At 58.0% G+C, this 18,911-nt stretch carries 7 protein-coding genes and 2 pseudogenes; 6 read left to right on the top strand and 3 right to left on the bottom strand.

Annotated features, from left to right (window positions below; translation table 11 throughout):
* Positions 1-86 precede the first annotated feature (86 nt).
* Together HGO40_RS16880 and pmrG are read right to left on the bottom strand one after the other, a co-directional pair.
* Complete coding sequence (locus HGO40_RS16880; protein ID WP_250963932.1) at positions 87-947, bottom strand: phosphatase PAP2 family protein; 861 nt, start codon at positions 945-947, stop codon at positions 87-89.
* 24 nt (positions 948-971) lie between these two features.
* Entirely contained in the window at positions 972-1,664 is a 693-nt protein-coding gene (gene pmrG / locus HGO40_RS16885) for a lipopolysaccharide core heptose(II)-phosphate phosphatase PmrG (protein ID WP_250963933.1), read from the bottom strand.
* 325 nt (positions 1,665-1,989) lie between these two features.
* Between pmrG and HGO40_RS30880 the strand changes: the two are divergent.
* The 6 genes and pseudogenes from HGO40_RS30880 to HGO40_RS16915 all read left to right on the top strand — a co-directional run.
* Positions 1,990-2,868: pseudogene (locus tag HGO40_RS30880) on the top strand (methyl-accepting chemotaxis protein); the annotation flags it as partial.
* Between the two features lie 201 nt (positions 2,869-3,069).
* Positions 3,070-3,774, top strand: coding sequence for a methyl-accepting chemotaxis protein (locus tag HGO40_RS30885; RefSeq protein WP_434576621.1), 705 nt, complete (start codon positions 3,070-3,072; stop codon positions 3,772-3,774).
* Between the two features lie 255 nt (positions 3,775-4,029).
* Positions 4,030-6,561: a Tc toxin subunit A gene (locus tag HGO40_RS16895; RefSeq protein ID WP_250963935.1), complete on the top strand. Its 2,532-nt coding sequence runs from the start codon at positions 4,030-4,032 to the stop codon at positions 6,559-6,561.
* A 28-nt stretch (positions 6,562-6,589) separates the two neighbouring features.
* Positions 6,590-11,134: pseudogene (locus HGO40_RS30670) on the top strand (Tc toxin subunit A-related protein).
* Positions 11,131-15,573 carry a SpvB/TcaC N-terminal domain-containing protein gene (locus HGO40_RS16910; protein WP_250963938.1) on the top strand — a complete coding sequence of 1,481 codons (4,443 nt, stop codon included), beginning with the start codon at positions 11,131-11,133 and terminating at the stop codon, positions 15,571-15,573. Before HGO40_RS30670 ends, HGO40_RS16910 begins: the two are co-directional and overlap by 4 nt.
* On the top strand, positions 15,570-18,437 hold the full coding sequence (locus HGO40_RS16915) for an RHS repeat-associated core domain-containing protein (protein WP_250963939.1): 2,868 nt from the start codon (positions 15,570-15,572) through the stop codon (positions 18,435-18,437). Before HGO40_RS16910 ends, HGO40_RS16915 begins: the two co-directional genes overlap by 4 nt.
* 6 nt (positions 18,438-18,443) lie before the next feature.
* On the opposite strand, the gene HGO40_RS16920 is transcribed toward HGO40_RS16915, so the two are convergent.
* Complete coding sequence (locus tag HGO40_RS16920; protein ID WP_250963940.1) at positions 18,444-18,812, bottom strand: glyoxalase superfamily protein; 369 nt, start codon at positions 18,810-18,812, stop codon at positions 18,444-18,446.
* Positions 18,813-18,911: the final 99 nt, after the last annotated feature.

Genomic DNA, 18,911 nt, shown 5'->3' on the forward strand with positions numbered 1-18,911 from the left:
GGACATGAGGTCGTGCAAGGCGCCGGCCCCATGAACTTTTCTTCACCCTACGCCCCCGCGTGATTCGGTAAAGTCCCCTCGCTCATTCAAGAAACTAAGGTTTTAGCCCGCGCTCCCAGCGGGCTTTTTTTTGCCTGGCGTTCAGGCTGACGAAGGGCGTTGCCCGACACCGGCCGTTCCAAGGCCGCTCGCCCATAAAACAGCAACGCCATCAGCCAACAGCTCAACCAGACAAAGATCCCCGCCCAGAAAGTGTGGGACATGTAGTGCCAGCCCTGTAGGACTCGCGTCGTGCCATAGACAAACCCCAAGGCCAACGCCCCAAACATCACAGCTTTGGAGTGACGCCAGCGGTAGCGGCGGGCGATGAAATACAGCGCCAACATCGTGAAGCCGCCGGATGCATGACCGCCGGGCCAGCAGCGGCCGTCGCCGGCGACCTTCAGCAGGTCGAAATTCTGGAACCACTCCCTGTGCTCGATCTTGCCGGCGTATTGGGTGGTTTCCACCGGGCAATACACGCTGGTGTGGCCCTTGAGGTAATGGATGACGCCGGTGCTGAGGGAAAAGGCGAAGACCACATAGAGAAATTCGCGACGGTGCCTGTGGGCAACACGCAGCGGTTTGGTCAACCTGGCCTTGTCCAGCACACGAAGCAATGCGGGGTGTTTCTCAGGCTTGAACAGCGGCCAGATAAACGACAGCAGTGCACCGACAATCGCCGCCTCGCCCGTCCAGTTCGGAATGACCCTCGCCCATTTGTGGGTGATTTGCTCGAACAGGCGCTCGTGCTGCAACGCAAAGACTCGGTGCAACGGGTCGTAGAAAAGATCGCTGATGGCGATGTCGATACGGGTCAGATCGAACAGCAGGAACACCACGGCGGCACAGGCCAGGGGAATTCCGAGGTTGAGCCCGTAGAAACGGGCGCGTGCAGACGTCAGCATGAGCGGTCCTGATCGAGGGGAAAGTTATTGGAATGTCACCGAGCGCCAATCGGAGGCTTCGATAAAACCGAGCAATCGTGGCGCTTGTGGCTGGGCGCTGGAAACGAACACCGAAGCCCCATAGCCGAACGAGGAAGTCGGGCGCTGGAGCGCGGCTTCCATCGCCTGCATGCATTCGCTGGGGGTGACCAGGATCAGGTTGCGCCCGGCCACCTTGTGGGCCAAGGCATTGCGCAGCAGATCGTGTCGGCAGTTGAACAGCCAATCGTCACCGGCACTCACCTTGTTGAACATGTACCCCGCCGTCTGTGCCGTGCGCACCCGTGGGCTGTTGTAGAGGTCGACATTGTCCAGGCCCAGTTGTTCGAACCGGGCACCGAGGCCCACCGCAACGGCACGGGCGCGATCGGTGATGCCTTCGCGGTCATTCAGGCACGCAGCCTTGGCGTGGTCGCAGCGCTCGACATGGCGCACCAGTACAATCATCTCGCCCTTGGCCCAGCCCTCGGCCAAGGCCCGGGCGCCAGCGACGTTGCCATGGGCCAGGTCCGGCACCGCCGCCGGGCTGAGCAGCCAGAAGACCAGCGGGATGACCAGCAGCGCCGAAGCCAGCACGACCATCGTGTTTTGGTAACGGGCGAAGCGACTCGTATCGATCGAGCGCGCCAGGCCGAAAAAACTCAGTCTCAGTTCCACATCAAGCCGCCCCGACGGCATCCACCCAGTGATTCGATGGCGCGACAGTAGAGAGGCCAACGTAGGCAGGCAGTGAAAGCGATGTGAAAAAAAACTTCAGATCCGGGGGCCGTCGCCGATATAGCCCTGTTACATGTTCTTGCTGGCTCTTAACAACAACAATCTTCCAGCGTACCGACGATCAAGCAGCACAACGTTCCTGGAGGAATTGATGAACAGCTGGTTTGGCAACATTAGCGTCAACATGAAATTGGGCCTGGGCTTTGGCCTGGTGCTGGTACTGACCTGCCTGCTGGCCCTGACCAGCTGGACCAGCCTCGGCGGGCTGATCGATCGCAGTAACTGGATGAGCGACATCACCCAGCTCAACGCCGGCCTGACCAAGCTGCGCGTCGTTCGCCTGCAATACATGCTGGCCAACGGTGACGAGACCGTCGCACAAAATGTGCAGACCACCCTCGATGGTTTCGTGGCGCAACAGAACGCCTTGCTCAGCAGCTTCAAGAGCCCGGCAAACGTCAAGCTGCTCAAGGAGCAGAGCGCAGTCATCGGCGCCTATCAGGTGTCCCTGAATAAGATGCGCAGCGCCTACCGCACCGGCAACAGCGCCCGCGATGTCATGGGTACCAACGCAGAGGTCGCCCACAAGCTGATCGAGACCATCGACGCCGACGTGCGCCAGATGGCCCTCAGCGATGAGCGTTTCGCCCAGTTCCAGGCCATCACCGAGGCCAAGCAGGCCTTCATGCTGGCCCGCTATGAAGTGCGCGGCTACACCACCAACAGCAACGCCGACACTGAACGCAAGGCCGTCGCCCAACTGGACGCCGCCATCGCTTCGCTCAAGCCATTGAATGAACTTTTCTCCAGCACCCGCCAGGATGAACTGCGCCAGCTGGAAAACGCCCTGACCCAATACCGCAGCGCTGTGCAGGCTTTCAAGCTGGCCACCGCCGATGTGGTACAGGCACGCAAGGAGATGACCGACCAGGGCGCGACCATCGTGGCCCTAAGCGAGCAGCTGTACCAGATCCAACTCGACCGCCGCGACGCCGAAAGCGCCGAGGCCCGCACCCTGCAATTGATCAGCACCCTATTGGCGCTGCTGGTCGGCGTCATTGCCGCCGTGATCATTACGCGTCAGATCACCGGCCCACTGCGCGAAACCCTGGCCGTGGTCGAACGCATTGCCAGCGGCGACCTGTCGCAGAACGTTGTTGTCACCCGCCGCGATGAATTGGGTGTGCTGCAACAAGGCATCGCCCGCATGGGCGTGACCCTGCGTGACCTGATCAGCGGCATCCGCGATGGCGTGACCCAGATCGCCAGCGCCGCCGAAGAACTGTCTGCCGTGACCGAGCAGACCAGCGCCGGGGTCAACAGCCAGAAAGTCGAGACCGATCAGGTCGCGACCGCCATGCACGAGATGACCGCTACCGTCCAGGAAGTGGCGCGCAACGCCGAGGAAGCCTCCCAGGCCGCGGCCGCCGCCGACGGTGAAGCCCGCGCCGGCGATCAGGTGGTCAGCGAAGCCATCGCCCAGATCGAGCGACTGGCCAGCGAAGTGGTGCGCTCTACCGATGCGATGACCGTGTTGCAACAGGAAAGCGACAAAATCGGCGCGGTGATGGACGTGATCAAGGCCGTGGCCGAACAGACCAACCTGCTGGCGCTCAACGCCGCCATCGAAGCCGCCCGCGCCGGTGAAGCAGGCCGTGGCTTCGCGGTCGTCGCCGACGAAGTCCGTGGCCTGGCCCAGCGTACGCAGAAATCCACCGAGGAAATCGAAGGCCTGGTGGCCGGCCTGCAGAACGGCACCCAGCAAGTGGCTGCGGTGATGAACAACAGCCGCAACCTCACCGACAGCAGTGTGGCCCTGACCCGCAAGGCTGGTGTGTCACTGGAGAACATCACCCGCACGGTGTCGAACATCCAGTCGATGAACCAGCAGATCGCGGCCGCCGCCGAGCAGCAAAGCGCCGTGGCTGAGGAGATCAGCCGCAGCATCATCAACGTGCGCGACGTCTCCGAACAGACCGCCGCCGCCAGCGAAGAGACCGCTGCGTCCAGTGTAGAACTGGCGCGGTTGGGCAATCAGTTGCAGATGATGGTGAGCCACTTCCGCGTCTAACACCCGCCTCGATATCTGCATGACCCACTGTGGGAGCGAGCTTGCTCGCGAAGGCGTCAGACCAGCCAGCATTGAAGTTCACTGAGCCACCGCCATCGCGAGCAAGCCCGCGCCCACAGGGTTTGCCTCAGCGCACCCCACAAATCGCTCTTTCGTACAAATCTCCCGCCTCTCGTCCTACCGCCTTTCTTGGCCCACTCCTGTACGGTTTTCGCTTGGACAAGCACATTCCGTTCGCACAGGAGAGGCCCCCACATGGACGTAAGCAACAACTTACTGTTGCACAGGCTCGTTGGCTCCCACGACGGCGAGGACGCCACAAAAACCGCTTTGACAACCGCCCTGGAACAAATGGGCGTGACATCGGTGTTCGACATTGTGCGCATGAGCAAGGCGCAGTTCGCCCAGGAAGTCGCCAGGTACTGCGATGCAAATGCCGAGCAGGCCTACGACAACGCGCAGGGCCATGCCCGAAGGATCAGTCGCTTGTACTTGGAGCATCAACTCTCCTCCAGCAATACCCGCCGTGTTCGACGCAGTCTTGATTCAGACCCAACATCCGGGCCGATCAGCTATCAAGCGCTGTTCCAGGAAAACTGGGATCAATTCTGCAAAGACGGTGACATCGCCGCGATCGACTCGCCCGTGGCCTACCTGCGTGCGCTGTACCGGTTCGCCAGGCGGCTGGAAGACAGCTCCACGGATAGCCGCAAGATATCCCTGGCATCACGTCGACCGGATCTCGACACACTGATGCTCGATCCACAGAGCGCCTTGGTTCCACGCCCCATGCTCAACATCGTCAACGACACGTTGCGCAGCCATATCGAGGCCAGTCTCGATGAGGACACAACGGTCCATCAGGCCTTGGCCAGCGCACACTATCCCTTTTCACTGCCCTATGACCTTCATCATCAGCAATGCCTGCTTGGGTTGGGCTCAGGTAAACCCACCTTGGGCGAAGTGAATTACAGGATCAGTCTCAAGCTGCCGTTTTGCCAGGACGGCTCACCGTACGGGCACGTTTCGCAACCACCCAGCGAGGCGCAAACGCTGCTTTCAGGGCTCAGTCCGCAGCAGCAGGAAATCTTGCTCGCACCGCTCGCTTCGGATCTAGATTTCGAGGCACTGGAAGAAGCCTATGGCACCAAAGATCTCGCAGGCCTGCGAGACCTCAAATGCTTCAGGGAGCGCACCGGGCTATCGACGGAACAGGTCGAGCAACTACTGGGGCATGGCAGATACAGCGCTCGCTCCTCAACCCATATCCCGCCCTCGACTCGTAACCGCCAAGGCTCTACTTACATCAATGGGCCCGACACCTCCTCTGCCCTCGCGCTTGAAACCCAGAGGGACAAGCAAGGGTTCAGCCACGAGTCCTTCGAACGTTTCGACCGCATGCAGCAAATGATCCGCCTGCAGCAATGGACGGGCATTCCCTTTGCCGAGCTGGATACGTTGCTCATCAATATCATGTATTCGGAAGTCAACACCGCGATGACACTCAGCGCCAATACCTTGCGGGCGCTCGGGGTCTATCAGTACATGACGCGGCGCCATGGCATCACACCAGACGAGTTTGCCGCGCTCATCAGCGAAATGCCGACTCGCGCTAGCGCAGAGCGTGTTTCGTTGTTTGACCAGGTATTCAATCGCACCCGTCTGCTCGAAAGCCCTGCGTGGGAAGGGCAGGCGACGGATCTCGAAATCACCGACCTGAAGACGCTCAGCTACCTCGGCGCGGGCCTGGGACTTGCCATCACTGAAGATGCGTTGTTGCTGCTTGTGAAACAGACTGAAAAATACCTGCCATTGAAACAGGATTTGCCGACGATCTCCTCGCTCTACCGTCAGGCCCGTATCGCGCGGATGTTCGGACTGTCGCCTCTTGAGTGCACGGAACTGGCTCGGTTACTCGGTGGGGATAAGTTCTGTCGGGCGTTGGTGACGGGGGCACTGGACACTACGTCCCCAGACATTCTCGATGTACTGATGGCGATGGATTGGGCAGTGGACTGGCTCAAGCAAAACCATCTCGATGTGCTGGCGTGGTGTCGCCTGTTCGACACTTCCAGAGATGACTTACCGTTGAATCAAACTCTGGAAAACCGACTGGCCGCACTTCGAGAGCACGCCAAGCTCACCAGAGACGACCAACGCCTGGTAGAAACACTGCTGCACGATATCGCTGACTTGCCCGCCGAGTATTCCCCCTGTGTGATGAAAATGGCCGAGACGAATGCCAAGGAAATTGTCGAGGCCATCATCGCACCTGACGGCGAAGTCTCCCCGTTGCTGGCACGCGTGCTTCGCACCGCGCAAGCCTGCCAGAACTTACATCTGAGCAGCAGCACGCTACAGACATTGATGGACCACCCCACGTGGTTAGCCTCGAACAGTTCGGGAACGCTTAAGCCTCAAACGCTGTATTTACTCGAACGGTTCAGTCATTGCGCAAGACATCAGGCGCAGTCAGAAGAGAACCTGTTGCACTACTTCCAACTCACCAATCAAGACCTGTCGCAACATTCAGCAGAGACAGCCAACGAACTGTTGGCCCATCTGCTGGGCTGGAACGTTGAGCAAGTGAGTTGCCTGACAGCGCAACTGCCTTCAGGACGCGCCACCACGATGCAAGACGTAGATTGGGTCATGCGCTGCCAGGCGTGTTGCATCAGTACTGGCCTGTCGGCAAGCCTGCTGCTCAAGGCCGCCGCACTTAATGGAGACAGCCCGAGCGAGGAGTGGAAAAACGTCGGTGAAGGGCTGATCGCTGCGTGCCATTGATGCGTACATTTTTATTCAAGGATTGAATATGACCGTTGCCATGAAAAAGCAGCTGGATGAAAGCCTGCGCGATGCGCAGTTGGCGTTCTACCTACACAAGATCGCGCCGGGCAAAAGCTTGCCAGGAGCAGTGCGACTCAAGACTGCCCGAGACCTTTATGAATATTGGCTGCTGGACGTGCTGGTCAGCCAGGACGTGCCCACCACGCCCGTGGCGTGCGCCATTGCCAGCCTTCAGCAATACATCAACCGCATCCTGATGAATATGGAGCCCGGTTACGACCAGGCAAGCATCACGCCCGAGCATAGGCATACGTGGCGCAATGAGATGCATCAATACCCCATCTGGGCGGCTCATCAGAATCTGCTTTATTTCCCGGCAAGTTATCTGGAGCCCACTCTGAGGAGCGACAAGAGCGACAATTTCCAGCAGCTGGAAAACGCCCTCAACCAGAACCGACTCCAGGCCGATGCGGTTCAGTCGGCGGTCATGGGCTACCTGACCCGATTCGAAGAAATCGCCAATTTGAATATTCTCAATGGCTACATCGACGGCGAAGACTTTGCCAACAGCACCTACTATTTCATCGCCAAGTCACGCACCGAAAACACCTATTTCTGGCGCTCGCTGGACATGACGCAACGCCCGCTGAACGGCACGCCAGCGCAGCCCCCTGCCATTGCCACCAAACTGGATCAGCCGGATCCGTTCGCCTGGTCGGATTGGGAAAAAGCCGATGTGCCGATTCCCGAAAGTGCGGTTGAATACTCGATCCGTCCTGTCTGGTTCAACAATCGTCTGTTCGTCGTGTGGGCCGAATGCATCCATCAGGACTCGTCGGCCTCCACAGCCCCATCGAGCGACGACGCCGTGAACACGAAGACAAGTCATCCACTGCTGCGCTTGAGCTATTGCTTCAAAAAACAAGATGGCATTTGGAGTACCCCGCGAGTTGGCCTGCAGGGTTATTACGAGGAAAAAATGCTGTGTGGCAGGGACCTTGATGCCATTAAATCTTCTATAGGTACTGTGGCTGAGCAACACAATAAAGGCGCCCACGGTGCATTGTTTCTCACTCTGTATGCAGCAGGGTCCGAAACCGACGCCCGCCAAAAGGCCGACACCGAACTTGCCTTCAATAGAACGATTTGTATCGACAGTAATCTCGCCACTACTAGCCCAACCTTCACCGAGAAAGAGCACATAGGGGCGGTCAACCAACGCATTCAAACAAGAATACTTTCAGAAATCGAAATCGATGAAGCGCCTCTCCCAACGCACATGAACACTCTCATGTCGGATTTCGAAAGCCAACAACAATGGATAAGCATCAAACCGGAAAAAAACCGGTCCGCCCAAGCGGTGACGCTACGCATGACCTCAAGCAGCGTCCTCAACGGAGCGGGTTTAGATACACCCCCTGATACAATCAAATTGAGACTTGCAACCCGGCCCGATCGATCCCCGAGACTTCAACTTCACTTAGTGCTTCCTGCCCGCAGCCTGCCAGACGCAGACTACGTGCTGCTTGAGCCGGGTTCAGAACTCACCATCAGCAGCTACACCCCGCTATCGCACCCGCACAAACTAACGATCGACGGCTTGGCTGATGTGCTCAGAGACTCTGAACGTTCGCTCGGTATCACCCTGGGCGCAAATTCAGATCTTCGAGGAAAAGTTGTTTCTACAGCGGCAGTACGGCATCTGATTACGGAAAGTAGACGCGGGAATAACAGCTCAATTTCCGGAACGGTAAAAAACGTAACGATGCAAGCCAACGGCACAGATATCAACTTTGGTGAGGCAACCATCAATCTTGATGAACCACTTTACCTTCAATATGTAATTTTCCGTCAGCCAACCACCTTGGCAACTCAACCGCCGTCATATACAGACCTGACGGTGGTAGCGGAGTCCAAGCCCGCGTCTAAGCTGATGGAGTCCTTCGAGTTCGCTTGGCACAGCAAGGATCTCAGCGGTAACGGCGATACTATTTTTTGTGGGGTGGCCTTTGTCTACCCCAATGAACCGGAAACGAAGCGCTATTCCGCCCTTAAAGCCATCAAGCTGAACCGCATCCTTACGCGCCTCCAGGCCCCAGGCATTACCCCCTCATCGGCAGCCGGACTGGGCACCACCCAATTTATCGATTTCACCCATAGCGACGTCAAAACCAGCGATGCCGGAGGCCTACTCCGCCAGCCGATCAGGTTGAACACCACGTTCGCCGCAGAACTGATCCGCCGTACAGAGAACGGCCTGGATGAGTTGTTCGACTAGACGACACAACATTTGCCAGAACCGACCCTACCCGACGGCGTCAACAACGGGATGGACTTCCACGGCCCTTACGGCCGCTACTTCACCGAACTGTTCCTATACTTGCCATGGCTGGTCGCCCATCGTTTGAACGCCGAACAGCGCTATGACGAGGCCGAACGCTGGCTGCGCCGCGTCTTCGATCCAAGTCGCGGCAAAGAAGACTGCTGGAGGGCCGTTCCGTTAATCGATAGCAGCACGCCTTCGTATGCCGACCAGGCGCCCCATGACCCTCATCAGATCGCGCTCAGTCATCCAGCTCACTTTCGCAAGGCGCTCTACTTCCTGTACCTCGACATCCTGATCAATCGAGGCGACGCCGCCTACCGCGAACTGACCCCTGACAGCCTCAGCGAGGCAAAGCTGTGGTACGTGCGGGTGCTGGATCTGTTGGGACCACGCCCGACCGTTCAACTCATCGATGATTGGGCGAGCATCAGCCTGCAAACGCTGAGCGAAGCGACCAATAAGAACTTGCGCGAATATGAACGATCGGAGCCCCACTCCCAGGCCTTATCGCCAGTCCGCGAGGGCACTTCGCACGCGTCATTGCCAGCCATCGATAGCCCGCATTTACGCCTACCGTTCCACCCGCAGTTGCTCCAGTGCTGGGACATTGCAGAAAGCCGTCTGTACAACCTGCGACACAACCTCGATATGGCCGGCAAGCCGCTGCATCTGCCGATATTTGCAGCGCCGCTGGACCCTCGCGTATTGCTCAGTCCCGCTGTCTTGAATACTTCGGACAATACGATTGAACGGGTGCCGCCCACAGCTATCCCGCACTATCGGTTCTCGGTCATGCACAGCCAGGCCTTGGGCGCGGTGGAAAGCCTCAGCCAATTTGGCGCCGTGCTGCTGTCGCTGATCGAGCGCAAGGAACAGGCACAGTTGCAAGAACTACAGCAGCAGCAAGCCTGGAACCTGGCGAAAATCTCCGTCGACCTGCAGCGCCAGTTCCTGAGCATCGACCGCCAACAACACCAGGCCTTGCTGGCCAGCAAGGCAATTGTCCAAGGTAGAGTCGACCACTACAAAGGTTTGCTGGAAAGAGACATCAGCCAAAACGAGACACATGCCACCCAGTTCTACGTGGCCAGCGGCGGGCTTGAGATCGCGGCGGCGTCTTGTCAGGTCGCTGCGGGGGGACTGATGCTGGTTCCGAACATTGCAGGTTTCTGCTTTGGCGGCAGCCGTTGGGAAGGCCCGATGATCGCTGCCGGCGCAGCGGCCCACTCCGGCGCGCTTACGGCCCGTATGGCCGCAGAGCAACTGGACCGTATGGAATCGTTCAATCGCCGCCGGGATGAATGGGTGCAGGGACACGATCAGGCACAACTCGAACTTGCCCAGGTGGATGCTCAACTGGCGCACTTCAACGAGCAGCAAACCGCCACGCGCCTGCAACTACGCCTGACTGAAACCGCCCTGAGCCAAACCAAGACCCATTATGACTTTCTCAGCAAACGCTTCACAAAGACACAACTGTACCAATGGCTGAACAGCCGGTTTGCGCTGTTTTACCGCCAGGCCTACGACACGGCACTGGGCCTGTGCCTGGCCGCAGAAGCTTGCTGGCGATACGAAATCGCCGATTTCGACACGCAATTCATTCAGCCCGGCACTTGGAATACCACCTATCGAGGACTTGGCGCAGGCGAGCAATTGAAACTCAGCCTGTTGAACATGCAGGCCGAATATCTGCGCCGTAACCAGCGAGAGCTGGAGATCCGCAAGACGATTTCACTGCTCCAATTGAAAGACCAGACCAAGACTTCAACGATCAACAAGCCATGGCTGGACATGCATGCCGAACTGAAGAAAGGCCAATGCGAATTCGAGCTGTCCCAAGAACTGTTCGAGAGTGATTACAAAGATCAGAAGCACTACTTGCGGCGGATCAAAACCATCAGTGTTTCCTTGCCGACCGTTGTGGGTCCTTACGAAAACATCCGCGCCATACTGACCCAGACCTCTAGCAAAGTGTTCATATCGCCTGATGCCAATGCACAAGCCATGGAGGGCCGGCGCGCCAACCAACAGATCGCCCTTTCCACCGGCGTCGACGACAACGGCCTGTTCACTTTGAACTTCAACGATGAACGCTACCTGCCGTTTGAATACACCGGCGCGGTCTCCCAATGGCAACTGACGTTCCCGAACCCCGAAGCGCAAAAAGACCTGCTCGACTCGCTGACCGACGTCATCGTGCATGTGAGCTACACGGCCAGGGTCGGCGGAGGTGTGCCATGAATGAACAAACCGCACTGCCGATCACCGCGCCGTCGCTGCCCAAGGGGGGCGGCGCCATCCACAGTATCGGCAAAGGGTGGGGCGAAATAGGCGCCCACGGCACGGCTTCCTATGAGGTTGGATTGCCGATTTCTCCCGGGCGTGGCTTTGCTCCGTCCTTGACCCTGAATTACAGCAGTTCGGCCGGCAACGGTGTATTCGGCACTGGCTGGGGATTGTCGTTGCCCAGCGTGGCGCGGCGCACCAGCAAGGGCGTGCCCGCCTATAACGACGATGACAAGATTGTCGGCCCCAACGGCGTGGTCTGGTTGCCCGAACATCGCATCAGTCCAACTCAAGTCAATCGCTACAACGACCTGGACCTGGGCACGACCTACACAGTGACGCGCCACCTGCCAAGAATCGAAAGCAGCTTCGACCGGATTGAACATTGGTCGTCGGATGGGGATACACCGGGTTTCTGGCTCGTGCACGGGGCCGATGGCAGTCTGCATGTCTACGGAAAAAATCCCGAGTCGCGACGAACAGATCCAAAAGACGCAAGCCGAGTAGGTGAGTGGCTGTTGGAGGAAAGCCTGAATGCGCATGGCGAGCACATTCAATATGTGTACGCGGGAAATGGCGGAGCCCAACGCTATTTGAGCCATGTGCGCTACGGCAATGTGAAGGCCGACACCAGTCTTTACGCTTGGAAAACAGATCCGCCCACACAGGACCAATGGCACTTCGAGTTGGTGTTCGACTATGGGGAGCGAAGTACCGGGTATGAGGAGAAGCCGCCCTACGCAGGCCTGCAATCGCAAAAACGTAGCGATGCGTTTTCCACCTTTGCCTACGGTTTCGAACTACGTACCGATCGCCTATGTCGCCAGGTATTGATGTTTCATCGCTTCCCCGAGTTGAGCGCCGATCCTGTTCTCGTACGGCGTGTGCTGCTTGAGTACCGCGAGACTTCCCTGGGATATAACCTCCTGAGTGCAGCGCACGACCAAGCGTTCGGCGACGGAGCAGTGCCTCAAAGTCGTCCTCCCATGGAATTTCGCTACAGCGAGTTCAACGGTCTGACCGATGTTGGCGCCTGGAAACGTTTTGAGGGCGTGCTCGACGGCGAACAGGGTTTTCAACTGGTGGATTTGTACGGTGAAGGGTTGCCCGGCGTGCTCCATCGACGCGACGCAGGCTGGTATTACCGTGAACCCATGCGCGCTAAAGCCAAGACTGATGAAGTGGCTTACGGTCAGTGGCAAGAGCTGCCCAAGACGCCTGTCACCGACACAGCGAACACGCTGCGCCAAACATTGAGTGAGCTCACAGGCGACGGTCGCCTGGACTGGATCATTGCCCAACCGGGGCTCAGCGGTTTCTTTTCGCTCGGAGCGGATCGCAAGTGGTCGAACTTCGCGACCTTCCAGGCATTTCCTAGCGAATTCTTCAGTCCGAAAGGGAATCTGGCCGACCTGAGGGGTGAAGGGCTCAGCGACCTTGCCCTGATAGGCCCACGCAGCGTTCGCTTGTATGCCAACCAGCGCGAGGATGGTTTCGCCGCGGCGCGGGAGGTTTCTCGCGACGACGATGACGATGCCCTGCCGGTATTCAACGGGTCACCTTCCGAGCTGGTGGCGTTCAGTGATCTGCTCGGCAGTGGCCAGCAACACTTGGTGCGCATTCGCCACGACGAAGTGAAGTGTTGGCCAAACCTGGGCCACGGGCGATTCGGCAAAAGCATCGTGTTGGATTTTCCGGGCCTCGCCTACCCCACCTTCGATGCCTCGCGCATCCGTCTCGCGGACCTGGATGGTTCCGGTGCCGCCGACCTGATCTATCTGCAAGCGGATCGAATGCTGATCTTCATGAACCGCGGTGGCAATGGCTTCGCTCCCGCAGTTGAGCTGCCCTGGCCGGCCGGTCTGCGCTACGACAATTTATGCCAGGAAAGCGTCGTCGACCTGCAAGGGCTGGGTTGCTCCAGCTTGGTGTTGAGCATGCCGCATCTGACCCCTGCGCAACAGTGGCACTACGATTTTGTCGACGAAAAACCCTATCTGTTGACCGTCACTTACAACAACATGGGCGCCGCCAACCGCATCACTTATCGCAGCTCGGCCCAGGAATGGCTGGACGAGAAAGCCTCGAGGGTCATAGCCAAAGAGTCCCTGGCCTGCCATGTACCGATGCCCCTGCACCTGGTATCGCGCCTGGTCCAGAGGGACGAGATCACCGGTAATCGCCTGACCCAGCGGTTTACCTATCGCCAAGGTTATTACGATGGCGTCGAACGGGAGTTCCGTGGCTTCGGCTTGCTGATCCAAACCGACAATGAAACCAATCCCAACGATGCCGATTCGCCAGGTTTCACAGAGCCTTGCTTGAAAAAAAGCTGGTTTCATACCGGCCAGGCATTGGACATGGACCGACGCGACTATCACGGTGCCGATTCGCAAGCCAAGGCGTTGGGTAAAGCCTTACTGTGCCGATACGACGAAAATAATGAGGACGAGCGGGTTGTTGCGACAGACGAAGCGACCAGACTTGAAATCTGCCGCGCCCTGAGCGGTCATTTACTGCGCAGCGAGACATACGCAGGAGGCAAAAACGAGACGCTGTATTCGGTCCAGGAAAACCGTTATCGGGTCCGTCTGCTACAGGCACCCCAAGGCCCGCGGCGCTATGCTTCCCTGTTGCCCCTGCTGCTGGAGACCATCAGCTATCAATACGAAGGCCAGAGCGACGACCCGCAGTGTCAACACCTGATCAATTTGCAGCATGATCAGTACGGTGCAGTCATTCACAGTGTGAACGTCCACTACGCCCGACGCAAAACGGCTGCCGACACCCCGCCGTTCAGCGAACCAGACCCGCAACAATGGTGGCGGGATGCTCATGATCCGGCGCAACAGTTTTACTACCTGGCACAAACTCGCTCCGAATTCATCAACCTGCGAACGCCTCAGGAATGGCGCCTGGGTTTACCTTATCGCCAGCGGACCAACGCGTTGAAACTGCCCAAGGCGACTGAAGCCGAAGGGCTGGCACCGGAGGATATTTCTTTTGAGAAGATTTCCGAACTCGTCGCTAAGCCAAGCTGGACGACCCAGGCCGTTCTCACCAGCCTGTCCGTAACCCGCTACAAGGAGGCTTCGGCAAACAAAACCTTGCCAGACGGCAAAGCCAGCTTCGAAGCCCTGGTCGACCATTTGGAAACCGCCGAGCTGGACGAAAACGCCCTGCAAGCCTTCGACCTGTTACCGGAAGGATCTCGTCCTGAGGGAGCACTGCTGAAAAAAATCGGCTATGAACCCATGATCGATTTCCTTCCCGCCAGCACCTCATCCAAGACACTGTGGTCAGTCAAAAGTGGCTTCACGACCTACGCCGGTTTGGAAGGCTTCTACAAAACCAAGACCGTGCAGCCGAGCAACAGCCACGGCGTGACCAAGATCAGCTACGACCCATACACTTGCTTTGTAACCGGGTTCGAACTGCCCGATGGCTGCACGACCAAGGCGCAATACGATTACCGTACCTCCCTGCCCCAATGGGTCAAAGACCCCAACGGTAACGTACAGGAAGCCCTTGCCGATACCTTCGGCCAGGTACTGGCCAGCACCTTTTACGGCGACGAGAACAACAACGCTGTTGGCTTCAGACCGGTCGCAGCGTTCAAGCAATCGTCCAGGAGCGCGGCAGCAGCGATCACGCAAAGCCAAGATGCTTTGCAGGACGCCGCCACCGCCATCTATTACGCGCCATTCAGTTGGATGGGAAAGGTATCGGCGTCAGCCCTGAACGACACCGACTGGCTAGCGCGCTGTGTGAGCAACGGTGATGTACTGCCGACCGGGCATATTCGCGCCTCGGCTCGCGCCCGGCGGTCGAAACTCGAAGTACTTTCTGCCGACGATAAAAAACTGACACGCGAAATTCGTACCTCGAAACGCGAGCCGATACACGTCGCCACACTGGTCGCCGATCGTTACCCCAATGACGACCAGAAACAAATCCGCATCGCCATGACGTGCTTCGATGGCTTTGGTCGCCTGCTGCAAAGTAAGCAGCGGGTCGAATCAGGCATCGCTTACGTCGTGGATGCCAAGGGCGAACTGACACTCAACGAGGACGGCAAACCGCTGGAACAGATCACCGCAACGCGCTGGCTCGTCAGCGAACGGGTGGAATACAACAGCAAGGGCTTGGCGATCCGGATCTACCGTCCCTATTTTGCTGATCAGCATCGCTACATCAACGATAAATCCTTTCGGCAGTTCGGCCATTGCGACCAGCAGTTCTACGATGCATTGGGTCGCCCTACCCACACCCGTCTCGCCAGACAGAATGGACTTTCCCGGATGCGCCGGCAGACCCGTCATCCGTGGTACACCGTGGACGAGGATGAAAACGACACGCTGGAAGAAGTAATGACAGCAGGGGGTGAAGCATGAGCGCACGACTTCATCGCAAGACTCCCGCCATCAACGCCGTCGATGGTCGCAGCCTGCCGGTGCGCCAGGTCGCTTACTGCCGAAGAAAGGAAGACGAAAAACCCCAGATGCGCGCCAGCCGGCAAGAGTACGACGTCGCCGGGCGGCTGGTTGCCCAGCGCGACCCTCGACTTGCCAACGCAACTGATGCCAATCTTGCGACCGTCTACAGCCTGTCCGGCAAACCATTGCGAGTAAACAGCGTCGACGCCGGATGGCGTCTGAACCTGCCCGGCGACGCCGGACAGATTTTGCGCAGTTGGGATCAGCGAGGAAACCACTGGCAATCGACTTACGACAACCAACTGAGACTGATCACAGTCGAGGAGCAAGCTGCGGGAAAAGAGCTGCGTAACGTAGAGTGCTTGAGCTATGGCGACAGCTCGCAGGAGTCGGCGGCGCTCAATCAATGCGGCGCGCTCATTCGCCACGACGACAGCGCGGGCACGTTGATCGTCGACGAATATGCGTTATGCGGTAAACCGCTTGGCCAGACAAGGCACATGCTGATCGAGGCTGCACAACCTGACTGGCCAACCGACTTGAAAGACCGTGATGGTCTTCTTGAAAAGAGCGAAGGCTACAAAACGAGTTGGTCCTACGACGCACTGGGGCAAGTTATCCAGCAGACCGATGCCGCCCGACACGAACAGCACTACACCTTCGATGTCGCGGGCCAACTCAAATCCGCGAGCCTGAAAATAAAAGGCACCGAGGCCAAAAAAACGATTGTCGAAGACCTCGTCTACAACGCATTCGGCCAAGTCGAATCGCAAACCGCCGGCAACGGCGTGACGAGTCGCGCGATATTCGATCCACCCAGCGGGCGACTGATGTCGCTCAGCGCATCGGTGCCTGGCAAAACCTTGCAAGAACTCCACTACACCTACGACGCCGTGGGGAACGTGCTGCAAATTACCGACAACGTCCAACCGGAGCGTTTCAACAGCAATCAACGGGTAAAACCCGTCAGCACCTTCACCTACGACAGCCTCTACCAGTTGACCAGCGCCACGGGGCGTGAGGCCGCCGGACTGACTCAGCCTCCCGCCCTTCCTACCGCCGGTACGATTCCATTCGACCCCACGCAACTGTTCAACTTTACCGAGCTATACACGTACGACGATGGCGGCAACCTGACCGAACTGCGTCATGTTCGCGAGGGGAATAACTACACCCGCACATTGAACGTGGCCACCGCCAGCAATCGCCTCATGTCTTGGAGCCAGGGCGACGACACGACGACCAGAATAGCGCTGGACTTCGATGCCAACGGCAACATGCAGGCCCTATGTCCGGGCCAGGCACTGGCATGGAATAGTCGCAACCAACTCGACAGTGTGGTGCTGGTCAAGCGCGAAAACGGTGTCGACGACACCGAGCACTATGCCTACGACAGCAGTGGCCAACGCGCGCGCAAGATCAAGACCACCCATGCCGCTGCAATGATCCACACTGAGGAAGTCCGCTACTTGCCGGGCCTCGAAATCCGCACACGTCATAACGAACGCCTGGAGGTCATCACCCTGCAAGCCGGACGCTGCAACGTGCGTTACCTGCATTGGACCGAAGGCCGACCGTCCAGGATCGCGGCCAATCAACTGCGCTATAGCCTTGATGACCACCTGGGCTCCAGCTCACTGGAACTCGACGACAAGGCCGACCTGATCAGCCAGGAAAGTTACCTGCCCTATGGAGGAACCGCTTGGGTGGCATCCCGTTCGGCCGTGGAGGCCGATTACCGGACCATTCGTTACTCCGGCAAGGAACGCGATGCCAGCGGGTTGTATTACTACGGGCATCGGTACTACGCGCCGTGGTTGCAACGCTGGGTCAGTCCCGACCCGGCGGGGGCGGTTGACGGGTTGAACTTGTATTGCATGGTGGGAAACAACCCGGTGAGGTTTGTCGATCCATCTGGGTTGATGAGGGCGGAGGAGCTTCGAGAGTTCGAAAGATGGGGACGAAGCAGGTCGCAGGAAATTATGAACTCCGCAATAGGTAACTTCTCCGATCCACTGATGCCGGATAACTACGATAAGTCGTCCGATCAGAAACTTAATACCGGGCTACTGAGTAAAGAGTTTCTCGCTCACTCCTATGGCTATGTAGAGGCTACAGAGGTTGGGTTCAGCGATTACTTCAACCTTCCCAAGCCTAAAGGCGGTATGACGAACTACAGAGGCGTGGACCGGTCCTACGATGGCCGTGCCAAGACCCCTACCCCCTCCAACTATTATTTGAATTACGGTACCTACCGGATCAGCAACATCCCTGACTATCTGAGCGACTTGTCCGAGCGATATGTTTCGGCCCGAAACAACCTGTTCCATTCCACTACCATAGAGGCAGATGTCCTGAGGGACGCTCCGACGCTAAGCAGGACGACCGAACAGGTCCATGAATTGCAACAACCGACCCGAGACTGGATCGCAAAACATATTGAGAAGATGGATGGGATAATGCCGACTCGTGCCGGTGGCCCTGGAACTCATGCGGAAGTCCGGCTGGCCAATGCAGTGGTAGCGCTCTATCCGGACAGAGCGGAAAGAATGCTGTCCAACACGACAATATTCACGGACACACTATTTCGGGGAAACACGCCCCAGTCTTTCCCCGCCTGCATCAACTGCAGCGGCATTCTTCCGACGCCGATCACCATACCCACCGGACGTACCCCCATCGATTATGCGGGATACCACTCTACCGTTCAGCGAATACAAAACGCATCAGAGTCACGACCTGAACGAGGGAACTCGCGCTATCAACCTAGAGGAGGAGGATCACGGCCTCGTCCCGGAGGGAGTAGAAGCGGCAGAAGGTGATGCTGTTCAGATACTAATGGCGCTGGTAAACACCAACCGATTCCCGAACGGATCACTGATCGCCATGTCCTGGCTGCCCCAGGGCATGGCCTGGATTTGTGGGTGGGCGTAGCGGTATTGCTTGGCAAGCAATTGCTGCTGGAAGGCTTCCAGCTCATCGGTTTCGATCCGCAGCGCCGAGCCCGGCGTGCAATCGCCATGGTGCTCGGACAGGTGCAGCACGCAGTCCCCGCGGGAGACTTGGAGGTAGAGGGGAAAGTTGTCACCGAAGCGGTGTTGCCAGTCAACGGTAAAGCCCAGGAAGTCGACATAGAACGCCAACGCCTTGGCTTCATCGAAGATCCGCAGGATCGGGGTGGTTTTACCGAAGCTCATGGGTTGCTCCCTGGCTGAAAAGACCCAGTGTAGATGGGTTGACTCCAATGCTTCGGCTTTAAACCCGGCTTCTTTAGTGTCGCAATGCCATTATTGTGA

This window comes from Pseudomonas sp. CG7 (assembly GCF_023701885.1).
GTDB lineage: Bacteria > Pseudomonadota > Gammaproteobacteria > Pseudomonadales > Pseudomonadaceae > Aquipseudomonas > Aquipseudomonas zanjanensis.